20 protein-coding genes are annotated in these 14,135 nt (G+C 63.6%); 18 read left to right on the forward strand and 2 right to left on the reverse strand.

What is annotated here, in order from left to right:
* Positions 1-15 precede the first annotated feature (15 nt).
* The 17 genes from G6N35_RS19470 (at position 16) to G6N35_RS19550 (ending at position 10,901) form a co-directional block, all read left to right on the forward strand.
* Entirely contained in the window at positions 16-702 is a 687-nt protein-coding gene (locus G6N35_RS19470; RefSeq protein ID WP_163805718.1) for a hypothetical protein, read from the forward strand.
* 38 nt (positions 703-740) lie between these two features.
* Positions 741-1,403 carry a hypothetical protein gene (locus G6N35_RS19475; RefSeq protein ID WP_163807797.1) on the forward strand — a complete coding sequence of 221 codons (663 nt, stop codon included), beginning with the start codon at positions 741-743 and terminating at the stop codon, positions 1,401-1,403.
* 255 nt (positions 1,404-1,658) lie between these two features.
* The gene (locus G6N35_RS19480) at positions 1,659-1,943 is read left to right on the forward strand and encodes a hypothetical protein (protein ID WP_163805719.1); all 285 of its coding nucleotides are present in this window, start codon (positions 1,659-1,661) and stop codon (positions 1,941-1,943) included.
* 55 nt (positions 1,944-1,998) lie between these two features.
* Positions 1,999-2,439: a hypothetical protein gene (locus G6N35_RS19485; protein ID WP_163805720.1), complete on the forward strand. Its 441-nt coding sequence runs from the start codon at positions 1,999-2,001 to the stop codon at positions 2,437-2,439.
* Positions 2,440-2,522: 83 nt separating this feature from the next.
* On the forward strand, positions 2,523-2,969 hold the full coding sequence (locus G6N35_RS19490) for a hypothetical protein (RefSeq protein ID WP_246224399.1): 447 nt from the start codon (positions 2,523-2,525) through the stop codon (positions 2,967-2,969).
* A gap of 67 nt (positions 2,970-3,036) precedes the next feature.
* Positions 3,037-3,336 carry a hypothetical protein gene (locus G6N35_RS19495; RefSeq protein WP_246224401.1) on the forward strand — a complete coding sequence of 100 codons (300 nt, stop codon included), beginning with the start codon at positions 3,037-3,039 and terminating at the stop codon, positions 3,334-3,336.
* Positions 3,337-3,382: 46 nt separating this feature from the next.
* Positions 3,383-3,700, forward strand: coding sequence for a DUF732 domain-containing protein (locus G6N35_RS19500; RefSeq protein ID WP_163805722.1), 318 nt, complete (start codon positions 3,383-3,385; stop codon positions 3,698-3,700).
* Positions 3,701-3,911: 211 nt separating this feature from the next.
* Entirely contained in the window at positions 3,912-4,193 is a 282-nt protein-coding gene (locus G6N35_RS19505; protein ID WP_163805723.1) for a DUF732 domain-containing protein, read from the forward strand.
* 213 nt (positions 4,194-4,406) lie between these two features.
* The gene (locus tag G6N35_RS19510; RefSeq protein WP_163805724.1) at positions 4,407-4,721 is read left to right on the forward strand and encodes a hypothetical protein; all 315 of its coding nucleotides are present in this window, start codon (positions 4,407-4,409) and stop codon (positions 4,719-4,721) included.
* Positions 4,718-5,245, forward strand: a complete 528-nt coding sequence (locus G6N35_RS19515; RefSeq protein WP_163805725.1) for a flavin reductase family protein — start codon at positions 4,718-4,720, stop codon at positions 5,243-5,245. Before G6N35_RS19510 ends, G6N35_RS19515 begins: the two co-directional genes overlap by 4 nt.
* Positions 5,246-5,336: 91 nt before the next feature.
* Positions 5,337-6,872 carry an AMP-binding protein gene (locus tag G6N35_RS19520; RefSeq protein WP_163805726.1) on the forward strand — a complete coding sequence of 512 codons (1,536 nt, stop codon included), beginning with the start codon at positions 5,337-5,339 and terminating at the stop codon, positions 6,870-6,872.
* 6 nt (positions 6,873-6,878) lie between these two features.
* The gene (locus G6N35_RS19525) at positions 6,879-7,667 is read left to right on the forward strand and encodes an enoyl-CoA hydratase-related protein (protein WP_163805727.1); all 789 of its coding nucleotides are present in this window, start codon (positions 6,879-6,881) and stop codon (positions 7,665-7,667) included.
* A gap of 76 nt (positions 7,668-7,743) precedes the next feature.
* A complete protein-coding gene (locus G6N35_RS19530; RefSeq protein WP_163805728.1) occupies positions 7,744-8,778 on the forward strand; it encodes an LLM class flavin-dependent oxidoreductase in 1,035 nt (344 codons plus the stop codon).
* Between the two features lie 45 nt (positions 8,779-8,823).
* On the forward strand, positions 8,824-9,027 hold the full coding sequence (locus G6N35_RS19535) for a hypothetical protein (RefSeq protein WP_163805729.1): 204 nt from the start codon (positions 8,824-8,826) through the stop codon (positions 9,025-9,027).
* On the forward strand, positions 9,024-9,968 hold the full coding sequence (locus G6N35_RS19540) for a hydroxymethylglutaryl-CoA lyase (RefSeq protein ID WP_163805730.1): 945 nt from the start codon (positions 9,024-9,026) through the stop codon (positions 9,966-9,968). The genes G6N35_RS19535 and G6N35_RS19540 overlap by 4 nt, the downstream gene beginning before the upstream one ends.
* A 39-nt stretch (positions 9,969-10,007) precedes the next feature.
* The gene (locus G6N35_RS19545) at positions 10,008-10,619 is read left to right on the forward strand and encodes a cytochrome c oxidase subunit 3 (RefSeq protein ID WP_163805731.1); all 612 of its coding nucleotides are present in this window, start codon (positions 10,008-10,010) and stop codon (positions 10,617-10,619) included.
* Positions 10,620-10,901, forward strand: a complete 282-nt coding sequence (locus G6N35_RS19550) for a cytochrome C oxidase subunit IV family protein (protein WP_163805732.1) — start codon at positions 10,620-10,622, stop codon at positions 10,899-10,901.
* 54 nt (positions 10,902-10,955) lie between these two features.
* Here the strand turns inward: G6N35_RS19550 and G6N35_RS19555 are convergent, their stop codons facing one another.
* Positions 10,956-12,125: a CaiB/BaiF CoA transferase family protein gene (locus G6N35_RS19555; protein WP_322790620.1), complete on the reverse strand. Its 1,170-nt coding sequence runs from the start codon at positions 12,123-12,125 to the stop codon at positions 10,956-10,958.
* 127 nt (positions 12,126-12,252) lie between these two features.
* Positions 12,253-12,939: a hypothetical protein gene (locus tag G6N35_RS19560; protein ID WP_163805734.1), complete on the reverse strand. Its 687-nt coding sequence runs from the start codon at positions 12,937-12,939 to the stop codon at positions 12,253-12,255.
* Between the two features lie 488 nt (positions 12,940-13,427).
* Between G6N35_RS19560 and G6N35_RS27650 the strand changes: the two genes are divergently transcribed.
* A complete protein-coding gene (locus G6N35_RS27650; RefSeq protein ID WP_163805735.1) occupies positions 13,428-14,099 on the forward strand; it encodes a TetR family transcriptional regulator in 672 nt (223 codons plus the stop codon).
* Positions 14,100-14,135: the final 36 nt, after the last annotated feature.

Raw genomic sequence — 14,135 nt, forward strand, 5'->3', positions numbered from 1 at the left:
AAGAGAGGCTCGAATATGACGATCAATGAAACCGAAGTGCAGGAACGGCACGACTCGACCGCCGCCACGAACGAGTCGGACACGACCGCCGACGAGGGGACGTCGACATCCAGTGTCGACCAGTCAGCCGGGTCGACCGCGGACAGTTCGACCGACCAAGTGAAGTCGAGCCGTGGATCGAAGTCGGTGTCGATCAGTCTTCGGGGCCTGATCCTCGGCGGACTGATCGTGGTGCTGGTGGCCGCGACGGCGGTGCTGGGCTGGCTCTATGTCGATGCGCGACAACAACTCTCGGCTCACGCCATCCAGGCGGCCAACGATGCGCGAGCCGAGAAGACAGCCCTCGACTACGCGGTGAACGCCGCGACGATGAACTTCAAGGACCTACAGGGTTGGAAGGTCAAGCTGGTGGCGGGAACATCGCCCGAGCTCAGCAAGAAGCTCTCCGAGGCAGGGACCGACATGGAGCAGGTCCTCGTGCCGTTGCAGTGGAGTTCGACAGCACAGCCCCTGGTGGCCAAGGTCAGGTCGAGGAACGGCGGCATCTACGTGGTGGACAGTTTCGTCAGCGTCCAGACCAAGACCGTGCAGGCACCGGAGGCGCTGCAGTCGACGGCGACCTACAGCACCACCATCGACAGCAACAACAACTGGCTGATCACTGATGTCGGGGGCATCGGCTCCGCCATGGGGGCGAAGTAGTACGTGCGAGCGCTGAAGGAGATGGGGCCGTGGTGGCGATGAGAGGCGAGCTTCGACGAGGAGCGGGTGCACTGGCATGCGCGGCGCTGTGGTCGGCGATGGTTCTCATATCGGTATCGGCGGCGGGTGCCGAGCCCGCGATCGATCCCAATATCCCCGTTCCGCTTCCGCAGCCGCCGTCGGACAGTCAGGAGATCACGCCGCTACCCGTGGTAGTGCCGAGAGCGTCATCGTGGCAGCCCAAATTCCCGTATCCCTACGATCAGACGCGGAACATGGTCACTCCCGCCGACATCACGGCGATGAGCGAAATGTGTCAGTGGTACAACGCCCAGTACGCCACGCTACGGTTTCAGATCGACAGACTGCAGACCAACCGAATCGATGATCGCACCGGCGACGACTACGACTACACCGTGGGAAACGTTCAGCAACAGGTTGACATCGTCACCACGAACATCAGCCAGGCCGTCGATTTCCTCGGACCGCGTGCCCAGGCGCTGAGCCAGCCGCAGAACCCGTTCGGCGATCACTACTTCGCGGTCTACGAGGGCGAGGCGTTCTTCAAGCTCTGGGAACAGCTGTCCAACGTCAACAACGGCATTCTGGCGCATCAACCCGACTGGTTCACCGGTCCGTCGGTGCAGAAGGCGAAGCGCTGGGGCTCCGACATACACCGTTCACATGTGTGCGAAGGCTGACCGCGGATGCGATACGGAGGAACGACGGTGACTCGACGGCATAGGTTGGGCGGGCCGCAGCTCGGGTACGGCCGCGACGCCGTTCGCCGTCGGAGCCGACTCGGAACAGCCTTGGCCGCAACGACATTGTGGGTCGCCGGTGTCGTCCTCGCTCCCGTGGCGTCTGCAGACGTTACCGACAGTTGGCGGGCTGCGATTCAAGCGGCGCGGCCACCGGCATGCGGACCGATCCGTTCGGACCCGTTGATCGACCAGGTGGCATTCGACATCAACGACAGCACGGACCGATACATCGACTTCGCGTCCCGTGCTGTTCCCGAGAGTGACGCGCTGCCACTGTTGAAGGATCGCGGCTATGTCGGCGCCAGCAAGGCGAGGATACTGTCAGGCTCCGCGACGAGCGCCGGGATGTCGATCAAGGCGGCGTTGCTGCAGGGCTTCGCGGTTCTCCCGGATTGTTCACTGAACGCCTACGGAGTTGCCACGGCGTACAACGCCAAGAAGGACGTGGTTCTCATCACGGCGGTTTTGGTTGGTTGAGTGAAACCCGCTCGCATCAAGGGTTTTTCGTTCATCGGATGCTGAAGGAGCGATATTGAAGCGATATCCAGCGACGGCGGTCGCGGTGGCGCTCTGTCTCGTCGGCGTGGCAGGCGCACCGGCGGCTCACGCTGAGGACACCGTGCGGTACGACATCTTCTCCGACTCGGTCGGACAGCTGGCGGGCGTCGAATACCGTGACAGCTCTGGTAAGCACCTGATCGAGAACGTGCTGTTGCCCTGGACACTATCCGTGCCAGTGGTCAATGCCACGAGTCCGACCAGTGACGGAGCAGAATTGCGAGCCGACTGGCGACCCAACTTCCGGACGGCCGCCACCGTCGGACGAGTCCTACAGGGACATTTCGTCACGGTCCGCATCATGAGGGGCGACGACGTGCTCTGTGAGAGCATTCTCGACATCGGGAATGTCACCTGCTACGGCAGTGTGGCGCATACCGCGGAGAACGAATCGTCGCCGGGCAATCTGCCGTGACCGGGCGACGTGGCAGCAGCGCCGCGCGTCGGCTGGGCCGCTTGCTGGCTGTACCCGCGTGTCTAAGCGGAATGTTCCTAGCCGTGCCGCCGGCGGTGCACGCGGAGCCCGACACGGGCGACCCGGCCAGCCCGTTTCCGACGACCAACCTCATTATCAACACCTATGACAAGGTGAAGTACGACGACTACTTCACCAGCAGTTCAGGTGGCGTGTGGTTCTCGACTCCGCTCGGGCTGAACTGTGGCATCTGGGACCGCGGAAGCTTCGGCTGCACGGGTGACATCCGCGGCGCCCCGCCTGGCACGACGAACATCGGGTGGATCACCGGACAGATAGTGCCCCGCTACGACTGGGCACTGGGCCTTCAGTTCCCGCCGGGGAGCGCGGAGCGCGACCTTCCGCCGCGAAACTACATCGAATACAACGGGACCCGATGCGCGACCATGTCCGATTCCAGCACGTATTGCCAGCGAGGTCCTTTCAGATTCTTCGTCACGCCAACCCGTACCTGGCTCGCGCCGCCGTGAGAAGTCATCACCGCGATCCAACGAACGTTCAAGTCGGAGAACGAACGAGCAGTCGAAAGGAAGACTCGTGAACAGCCGAACGAAGTGGACGGTCGGAGCGTTCGCGGCCGTCGTCAGCATTGCCGCCTGTCCAATTGCTCATGCCGAACCGTTGACCCCGCTGACACCCGGCGAGATCCAGTACCTTGATCAATTGCGTCAGATCTTCGCCGCCAAGCACGACCCCGCGGCCTTCCGGAGCGACGGTGAGCTACTCGTGAGGGGCAGATACGTCTGCGAGAAGCGAGACGCGGGTCAAGTCGGCTATCCGGTCACCTTCCAGTCTCCCGCAATCACCCAGTTGGCTCTTCTCTACCTGTGTCCGTGACGGACCCGTCCTGGACTCGGCTCGGCTCCCACGGAACGGAGATCTCATGCGGAAGCGCGTCATTGCGACCAGTTGCGTCACGATCGGAGCGACGGTCGTGTTGCTCTACTCGCCCATTGCGCAGGCAGATGATGCTGATTTCGTGCGGGACGTCCAGGCGATGGGCTTCCCACAGGCTTACGACAACTTGGTGAGCCAGGCGGAGTCGGCGTGTTACTTCCTCGTCCGCAATCGGGATCCCGACGAAATCGAGGCCCGCATCGCGCGTTACACGAGGATCAACCCACCGAGCAAAGCCCACCAGTTCTTCGTCCTGGCCGTCAACACGTACTGCCCCCAGTTCGCCGACCGCATCCGGCCCTGAATCAGGGGCATCTGTTGACCCGAATATTCCCATAGCAAGGTGGTGACCAATCGTGAGATCGCAACGCCCCGCACCAGGTCTGTACCGTGAGCCAGTCGGCAGCGTGACCGAATTACGTTGTCGTACAAGCCTGTTTCGACACGGCAGGGCGATGAACGGCCCTACATCAGCTGCCATGTGGAAGACACTCGCGGCGGCCGCCGTTGTACCAATGACGATCGTGCTGGCGGCGCAGGCACAGGCCACCCCGGCAAACACCTATGAGTTCCTCAAGCAGCTCGGAATGGATGGCCTCAAGATCGACGGCCAAGCGGCGATCCAAGACGGGTACGACATCTGCCGATTCATGAAGCCGCCGGACGGCGGTGCGCTCTGGGACGCCGCGAAAAAGGTCCGGTCGGAGCATCCCGATTGGACGATCGATCAAGCGCTGCTCTTCTCCACCCGGGCGACGCAGTTCATCTGCCCCGACCGAGAGTCGTTCCCCGACTAAGCGCATCGGCGGAACCGAATTCACCGAACCGCATGACTCCGAACCGCCACGCGTCCGACGGGTGCGGTGTGTCGCCCACATTGCCGGCCTGCATCGTCGGACCGGCCCGCGATGGCCGTTTCAAAAGCAAACGGTGTTTGATAAAGTCTTTTCGTACGCGGCGGGTTGCGAACCCCGGCCGTGCGCCCGAAGCCGAACTGAAGAGGAACTCCGATGATCGTCGTCGTCACCCCCCATGACTGCCGTGTCGAGGAGGTCAAAGACCTCGGTCGGCTCCATGTCATCGCCGACGGACAAGACGATTCCCAAGCCGGAGCGGCGCTGCGACGCGCGCACCTTGACCGTATTGGTGAGGCCGGGCACGTGTCGTTCGCCGTCGTACCGCTGCGCGCAGCGGCTCGGCCACGCGCCTCCATCTCCGATTGGGACAGTCGTTTCGACGCGATGATCGAATTCGCCCGCTTGAGGGGCTGGCTGGATTCCTCCGGCGTGTACGTGGCTGCGCATATCGAGCGGACCGCGTCGTGACTGAGAACTCAGAGTACGTTGCGACCGCCATCGACCCGACCCGGCTGCGGTCGGCGCTCGGTCACTACCCCACGGGCGTCTCGGTGATCACGGCCATCGACGCCGACGGTGTGCCCGCCGGAATGGCCGTCGGCACCTTCACGTCGGTGTCACTCGATCCAGCACTGGTCGCGTTCCTGCCCGGCCGGGGCTCGAGTAGCTTCCCGCGCATTCGCACGGCAGCGTCCTTCTGCGTCAATGTTCTGGCAGCAGATCAGGGCGACGTGTGTCGTGCCTTCGCGGTCCGCGGCGGTGACAAGTTCGCCGGCGTGCGGTGGTCCGCTGCGCCGTCAGGCGCTCCGCGTCTCGAGGGCACGGCCGCCTGGATCGACTGCCGGTTCGAGAGCGTCACCGATGTCGGAGACCACTACTTCGTCGTGGGTCGGGTGATGGCGTTCGACCATACGGCCGGATCGTTGCCACTCGTGTTCTGCCAGGGCGGCTACGGACGGTTCGCACCGCACATCGAGATGTCACGGTCGTGAGCCGCGTGCGCGCTTCTACGGGTGTGGGCCCGGGCGTTGACCCAACGTTGTTTGACAGCTTCGCTGGATGGTCACTCGAGGAGGAGGGCAGATGACGTTCGCGGCTCACGACTGGGTCGACTACAACGCACGACACAGACCCGGTGCGCTGGCACTCGCAAACGCAGAGGACGGCACGAGCACCACCTGGGCCGAGCTGGACTCTCGCGTCGGACGCCTCGCCAGGGTGCTCCGCGAGCACGGCGTCAAGAAGGGTGATCGCGTTGCCCTGATCGCGGAGAACGATCCTCGGGTGTTCGAAACGCAGTTCGCCGCAATGCGTCTGGGCGCGCTGTTCATGCCCCTCAATTGGCGCCTGGCGGTGGCAGAGATCTCCGACATCGTCCTCGACGCCGACCCCGCGATCATCGTCCACGACGGTGAGTGGGCGGGCGTGGCGTCCGCCGTCGCCGAGAAGTCCGGAATCTCGGCGAGGCTCACCTGGGGTGCCGACGCTTCCTCCGAAGCGAGCTACGAGGACGAGATCGCATCAGCACGCTACCTGGGCGCCTCCGGGGCGCTGACCTTCGACGATCCGACGCACCTTCTCTACACCTCCGGGACCGCGGGAAAGCCGAAGGGCGTTCTGTCGACACACGGCACCCTGGTGTGGCAAGCCATCAACACCGCCCACACCACGCGCTACGCGGAGCCGGGCAACCACCAGCTCAATCCGATGCCGCTGTTCCACGCCGGTGGACTCACCGTGATGGCCAACCCGATCCTGTACTTCGGCGGCGCGGTGACCACTATGCGCCGCTTCGTTCCGGCGGCCGTTCTTCGCGCTTTGACGGCATCGAAGGTGCCCGTCACGCACTTCGCCGCCATCCCACTCATGTACCGAGGTCTCGCTGCCGAGCCGGACTTCGCCAGCGTCGACTTCTCGCATGCGCGAACGTTCATCGTGGCAGGGGCGATAGCCGAACCGGATCTCCTTCAGCTGTGGGCGGACCGGGGGGTCGCGCTGCAGCCCCAGTACGGAGGGACGGAACACGGTCCGATGGCCACGGCCGTTGACGATCCCGCCAGGTGGTTGGAGAAGGCGAAAAACGGCTCGACCGGCCGCAAAGCCCGCCACACCGAGATCCGCCTCGTCGACTCCGAGGGCAACGACGTCCCCGAGGGTGCGACCGGCGAGATCTGGTTGCGTGGCCCCAGCGTCACGGTGGGGTACTGGGGGAAAGAGAAGTCCGACTACTTCACCGACGACTGGTACCGAACCGGTGACGCAGCGCGCCGCGATGCGGACGGGTTCTACTACCTCGCCGGACGCGTCAAGGAGATGTATAAGTCCGGTGGGGAGAACGTGTACCCCGCCGAGATCGAACGCGTTCTCGCCGTGCATCCCAAAGTCGCCGACGTCGCCGTTCTGGGGATCGCGGATGACAAGTGGGGGGAGGTCGGCCTGGCCGTTGTCGTCCCGGCCGGCGATCAGCCGCCGACGCTCGAGGAGCTCAATCTGTTCGCCGCCGAACGCCTCGCCAGGTTCAAACTGCCCAAGGCACTGGCGATTACGCCCGATCTGCCCCGAAATGCCACCGGCAAGGTGTCCCGTCCGGCGCTTCGAGTGCAGTACGGCGGTGTCTGAGCGCGCATGATTCGAGAATCCATTGGCGTCGACGGCGTCGCCGAACTCGTAATCGCCAACCCACCCGTCAACGCTCTCGGCCTGGAAGACATCAGGCAACTGGTGAGTCGACTGCGTGGGTACACCTCCGACGCCCGCGTGCACGCCGTGATCATCCGGGGTGAGGGGCCGGGATTCTGCGGTGGCGGCGACGTGAAGGAAGTGCAGCGCCTGCCGGGGCATGACGGCATCCTGGGACAGGTCCACGGCTCGCTGGATCTCACCCTCGCGATCAGCGAGTGCCCCATCCCGGTGATCGGCGCGATCCATGGCTACTGCATCGGCCTCGGTGTCCTGGTCGCGGGAGTCTGCGACATCCTGCTGGCGGCTCCCGGGACGACCTTCGTCTTGGCAGAAGCCGACAACGGTGCGACGAGCGGAGCCATCCAAGCCATCGGGTTGCTGCCAGACAAGCGATTACGGGCCGCGATGTTCACCTGCGAACCCTTTTACTCCGAGGAGTTGGCGAGCTACGGCAGCGTGCTGCGACTGGTGCCGCAAGAGGACCTCGCCGCCGCAGCGCGGACTCTCGCCGGTACCATCGCGGCGAAGCGCAACAACGTGATTCGCGGGCTGAAGGCGGCCATCTCGAACAGCATCGGGCGGGACCTGCGCACCGCCTATCGGCAGGAGATCAGCTACACCCTCGAGCTGAATATGTCCGGCGAAGCCCGCGACGCGCGTGGGACGTTCGTCGACGGTACAAGATCCGGTTATTTGGCTGGTGGGCGCGACCCGCAATCGCCGAGCTCCTGAGCACGGGCTTGATTAACCAAACACTGTTCGCTAACTTTTAGTTATAGCTTCGCACCGTTCTGTAGGGAGGCACGTTATGTCAGTAAGTCTGATGACCCTGGGCGACCAGGTCACCGATCCGGTTACCGGTGTTCGCGAAAGCGCCGCCGAACGCCATCGCGCCATCGTGGAGGCAGCGGTGGTGGCTGACCAGGGCGGTTTCGAAGGTGTCCATGTTGGCGAACACCACGGCCTGGAGTATATCTACTCGGCCCCCCCGGTGATTCTCGCCGCAATCGGTGAGCGCACCACCAACATCAAGCTCAGCACTGCGGTGACCCTGGTAGCGAACCTGGACCCGGTCCGCGCCGCGGAGGACTATTCCACCCTCGACGCGCTGAACAACGGCCGAGTGGAGGTCGTCGCCGGGCGCGGCAACTTCTTCACATCGACCTACACCGTCTTCGGTCAGGATCCCGATGATTCGCATGAGCTGTTCGAGGAGAACATCGAGCTGCTCCTGAATCTGTGGAGCGGCAAGCCGGTGACAACTCAGGGCGGTCATCGCGCACCCCTGGATGCGTTCGAGCTGCAACCCCCGCCGGAAAGGGTGCTTCCGTTGTGGATCGGCGGTGGTGCCTCGGAGTCCACGCTGGAACTCGCGGCGCGCCTGGGCTTGGACTTGATGCTACCCAGCGCATTCGGAAATCCGTCGATGTTCCGTCCTGTGGTCGACACCTACCTCGAGAAGTTCGCGTCCTACGGCCATACGCGCAAACCACGCATCGGCGCCTGCTGGCACCTGAATGTGGACAAGTCGAGCCAGCGGGCACGCGAGCGCTGGATGCCGCGGTACAAGGCGTACTTCGATCTGATGACCGTCATCATCACGCGCGTCAACCCGAATCCGCCTCCATTCATCAAGAAGCCCTTCGACTTCGAATTCCTCAGCACCAAGGGGCCGGCCATCGTGGGCAGCCCCGCGGAGGTGGTCGACCGACTCGGGACGGTGTCAGAGATGCTCAGCGCCGACGTCAATCTGCTGTCGATCGACATGGGCGGGCAGCCAGCCGCAGAGTTGCGCGACATGGTGGAGCTCATCAGTTCGGACGTTATCCCGCAACTGCCTTGAGCGACCCGGTGGCAACGCCACAGCGCCATCAACGATTCGAGATTCATGTCTGATGTGGTGATCGCCGAAGCGGTCCGTAGTCGGGTGGTCAAGTGCAACGGCGCGCTTGCACCGGCCAATACCGCTGACCCCTTCGCACACATGCAGCTCACCGACCATGAGCGGGACGACGAGATCGATCTCGGATCGCAGACGATCGGCGAGGGCAGAGGTCACGTGAACGCCACGATTCTGGAATGTGTGCGATGAACGCGCCCCACCTGAAGCACGCGGACATCGGCTCCTTTCCCGCACTGCCGGCACAGATTTCGATTCGCGAGGTCGGCTTGCGTGATGGGCTGCAGATCGAGAAGCCCATTTCGACAGCGGCCAAACTCGAGTTGCTCGACGCGCTCGTGGCCACGGGTGTGCGGAGGATCGAGGCAACGGCTTTCGTCTCGCCGAGCGCCGTACCGGCATTGGCCGACGCAGCCGAGGTCGCTTCGGCGGTGCACCGGTACTCCGACGTCGTGTTCTCGGCGCTGGTCGCCAGCGTGGGTGGAGCGGCCAGGGCGCTGGACGCCGGAATGGCCAACCTCGAGTACGTCGTGTCGGCCGCCGACGGGCACTCGATGGCGAATGTCCGTCGGAGTACGGAGGAGTCGATTGCGCTTGTCCCTGAGATCGCGAAAGCGGTTCACTCCGCCGGAGGCACCCTGGAGGTGATCTTCGCGGTGGCCTGGGACTGTCCCTTCGACGGCCCGACACCGCCTGACCGCGTCATCGATCTCGCCGCCCGCGCCGTCGACGGCGGTGCCGATGTCCTGTGTCTCGGCGACACCATCGGTACCACAACACCTCGCAGGATGGTCGACCTCGCCCAACCCATCCGACTCGCACACCCCGACGTGCCAGTCGGGCTGCACATGCACAACACCCGCGGCGCAGCTCTCGCAACGATTCTCGCTGCCATGCAGATCGGTATCACCGACATCGACTCCTCGATCGGCGGCCTCGGAGGCTGCCCGTTCGCGCCGGGCGCGAGCGGCAACGTCGCCACCGAGGAGCTCGTGAATCTGTGCCGTGATATGGATGTCGCCACCGGAATCGATCTCGACAAGGCCATCGACGCAGCCCGTCTGGCGCAAAGCCTGATAGGACGTGAACTGCCTAGTGGAGTCTTACGAGCGGGTCCTCGCCGGGATCGATGACCGGTCACAAACTCCAATACGGCTGTGAGATGAGGACTGATGAACTCGAGTACCGAGGTAAACCGGAACCTCGCCGACCACAACTCTGCGCTTGCCGGCTACATCCCCGGAGAGGCCGGCATCTGGGTTCTCATCTTCGGTGACATGTTCGTCTTCGCGGCATTGTGCACGGCGTACCTGAGCGCGCGCGGCGGGCAGCGGGATCTATTTGCGCAATCACAGGACGCACTGAACCGAAGCATGGGCGCTGCGAACACGTTGATACTCCTCACGAGTTCTTTGCTTGTGGTGTTGGCAACCAACGTGTTTCGCACAGAGCGGTGGCGGCATCTGACGCCGAGATTGACGGCAGCGGGGTTCGCGGTGGGCGCCTGCTTCGTAGCTGTCAAGATGCTCGAGTATCACGAGAAGCTCTCAGCAGGAGTGACGCCTGCCACCAATGAGTTCTTCACATACTACTTCGTGCTCACGGGCTTTCACCTGCTACACGTCATCATAGGTTTGGTAGTCCTGCTGGTTTTGACGGGGCTTTCACGCAAACCCGCGCCGCCTCCTGCTCGGATCAAGTTCTTCGAGGGGGGCGCGTGCTTCTGGCACATGGTCGACCTGCTGTGGTTGATCATCTTCCCCATCGTCTTCCTGGTGCGCTGAATGAAGCGAACAGTAGTTTTCTCGCGTGCTTCGCTGACGTGGTCATTCCTCGCGGTTCTGACGATCGTGTCATGGGTGCTCGGCAGCGACCACGCACTGGGCAGCGGCGGAAACCATGTTTCGGCGAGCCTGGTGATCATTGTCGTGGCAGTGGTCAAGGTCCGACTGGTCGGTATGTACTTCATGGAACTGCGGGACGCTCCGGTCGCACTTCGATTGATATTCGAAACCTACTGTGCGGCAGTACTTGTCGTATTGGGTAGCGTATACCTCTTCGGGTAGGGCTGCTTACGCAGCCAGCACAGTCCGTCGATCGACGACAGTGCGCCTATCGCCTCAGATCCGATCCAAGATCGCGACGGCTCCCGATTCCGCCAGTTCGTCTATTTGCTTGTCATCGAAGCCGGACTCGCGCAGAACAATTCGGGTGTCGGCCCCACGGGCAGGGTTACCTGGTCGTGTACGCCCCGGGGTACGCGAGAGCCTCGGCGCCGGCGCAGCCGTCAGCGTGCCGTCGTCGCGCGTGAAAACCGTCCCACGGTCACGCAAATGCGGGTCGTCGGCCAGTTCGTCGAGCTCCAAGACGGGCGATCCGCATCCGTCGGTGTCGGCAAAGACCGCAGTCCAATGCGACCGCGGCTTGGCGGCGAACAGCTCGGCGATACGGGCGCGCAGCGCCGGCCAGCGCGCCGAATCCATTTGGTCACCGGGGCTCACGTCGTCGAGACCGATGGCAGCGAGGAACTGCACGTAGAACTTGGGCTCCAGCGCGCCAACCGCGAAATAACGACCGTCGGCGCAGGCATAAACGGTGTAGAACGGCGCGGCGCCGGACAGCAGGTGCGATCCCCGACCACCCCACAGCCCGGCGTTGAACTCACCGAGCTGGGGGATGTTGAGCAACGCCGAGCCGTCTGCGATGGCCGCGTCGATAACTTGCCCCCTGCCCGTCCTCGTACGTTCGAACAGGGCGAGCATGATTCCGAATGCCGCTGTCAGTGAGCCACCAGCCAAGTCGCCGACCAGAGCAAGTGGTGGTACGGGCGCCGACTCGCCGATCACGCCCAACGATCCGGAGACCGCGGTGTAGTTGATGTCGTGGCCGGCGCGGGCGCTGTAGGGGCCTGTCTGCCCCCACCCGGTGAGCCTGGTGTAGACGAGTCGAGGGTTTCGAGCGCAGAGAACGTCAGGACCGAGACCCCTGCGCTCCATCGTTCCCGGACGATTGCTCTCCAGTAGAACGTCGCAGCAGTCGGCGAGTTGCGCGATCACCTCGGCTCCACGGGGATTTCGGAGATCGACGACAGCCGACCGTTTCCCGCGCGCGAGGTTGACGGCCGGATCGAACGCTGCTGGAGGACCAGGGCGCTCTACCGCGATCACGTCGGCGCCGAAGTCCGCCAGGATCATCGAGCAGAACGGTCCGGGACCGAGCGCGCTGAGATCGAGCACGCGAACACCACTTAGCGGCGCTGGATCGCTTCCTGGTTGCAACATGCTGCTCATCACGCCCTCTGTCCCCACCGGTGGCTCCGGCACGCCGATTATATCAAACACAGTTCGGTTACCGGCCGGGCAATCGGTGCCCCCCGGGCAAGGGGGCCGATCCCGTCACGGCCAACCCAAGGTCGGCTCAGATGGTGCTGAGCGTCGGCGTCGGTGACTCGCCAGGGAGCTCCGCGCTTTCGTCGTAGTCCCGCTGCGGCCTGGCGGCGGCTTGAAGTAGTGCCCAGATCATGACTCCGAACCACGCTCCGAAGACGGACAGCGGAATCCAGAAGGCGAGCACGCCGTTCCATGCCAGCGGGCCGCGCTTGAACAACGCGACCAAGCCGCCAAATCCGAATGTCAGAGCGGCCCAGACGTTGAACCAGCCCACCCAACGGGGAAACAGGGGCGGAGTGCGCTTGTCTCCGAGTATGACCACCGCAACTGCCAGGCATTGCATCACCGCAGTGCTGACCACGCCGACGAAGAGCAGCCAACATAGGTCGAAGAGGGCCTGCGTGATCTCGGGCGACCTCTGGGGGCGGTAGGTGGCGGCGAGGCCGATGAAGCACGGGAGGATGAACTCGAACACGAACAGGATTCCCAAGCCGAGTTGCAGCCAGGCCAGCGGCGATTGTGGTCCCTCGATGCGCCGCATCTGCACGGTGATCTCCGTGATGAACGGGGCCAGGAATACGGCGCCCGCGGCGATAATGATCAAGCCGATCTGGATACGTACCGTGTTGCTGGAGATTAGTGCGGCGACCTCGGCGGCGCTCATCGACGGCCGGGGCAGGGGGAGGAAGCCGGCGACCAGGAGTCCCGTCAGCATGACAGCGATCATCACTGCGCCGCTCCAGATACACAGACGTTGATTCCGTGCGTTCACTGACATGCTCCTCGCCGTAGCAACTCGCTATCCTGTGGCTCGGGTCACAAGACTGAGCCCCCGGTGGCCTAAACCATACAACGTTTGAACGTGACGCTGTCAAGAAGCGTGCGTAGACGCCCTACTGAGTAGGTTCAGCATGTGAGCGGCATCTGCTGCTGGCCAGACCGCTGATCACAACAATCAACCGGTGGGGACGGCCTGGCTACGGCTTTAGACAGTTGGGTGGACGAAAGTGATCGCCGAGGCGTGGTCGGCCTGAAGCGAGACCGCGCCACGAGGGCGAAGTTGTGGACTCGCCGCGTCCTTCGACTTACTTAGCGAACACAAAACCCACACTATATGGTTATCTCGAACGATGGCCTTAACAATCTGTGGTCGTAGGGTCACTGCAATGGACCGACCCACACAACCGTCGAGGGTGCACGAAAATGGCTAGGCCCAAGGAAGCACTGATCTCGCGGCGGCGTTCGCTCGAGACGGCCCTCAAGATCATCGACGAAGAGGGGCTGGGTGCGTTGAGCATCCGGCGTCTCGCAGACGAACTGGGTGTCAACGGTGCCTCGCTGTATCACCACTTCGAGAACAAGGATGCCATCGTCACCGGAGCCGCGCAGCTGGCACTGGCTGAGGTTCGCGCCCCGGATGTCGGTGCGGGGTCGTGGCGGGAGTGGTTGCCGAACAACGCCAAGCGCTTACGCGCCGCGCTTCTCGCCCATCCGGAGCTCATTCAGGTGATCGTGGCGAAACGCAGCATCGACGTCGGTCCCAGGGAACTGGAGACCTCAGCGGCTCATCTGATCGGCGAAGGGGTTCCGAGCGCTGCGGTCATGCCGCTCATCGAGTCCTTGGAACTCATCGCGATAGGTAGCGCGCTACACGAGACGAAGGGCGCCCCGTCGTTGGATGACCAAGCTGCGCTTCAGAGCAGCGAGGACTATCCGGTGTTGGCCAAGGCTCTCCGCGACCGCGGATTGACGTCCGAGGAGATGTTCGACGTCGTCACCGCCAGCATTGTCAGGGGTGTTGAGGAAGCCATCAAGGAACGCCAGGCGCGGTGGCTGCCGGCTGGCGTCGTCACCGATGGACCGAATTCCACGTAACGACGGGCGGCGCCTGGGGACCATGCTAATCTAACG

This window comes from Mycolicibacterium anyangense, assembly GCF_010731855.1.
GTDB classification, from domain to species: Bacteria; Actinomycetota; Actinomycetes; order Mycobacteriales; family Mycobacteriaceae; genus Mycobacterium; species Mycobacterium anyangense.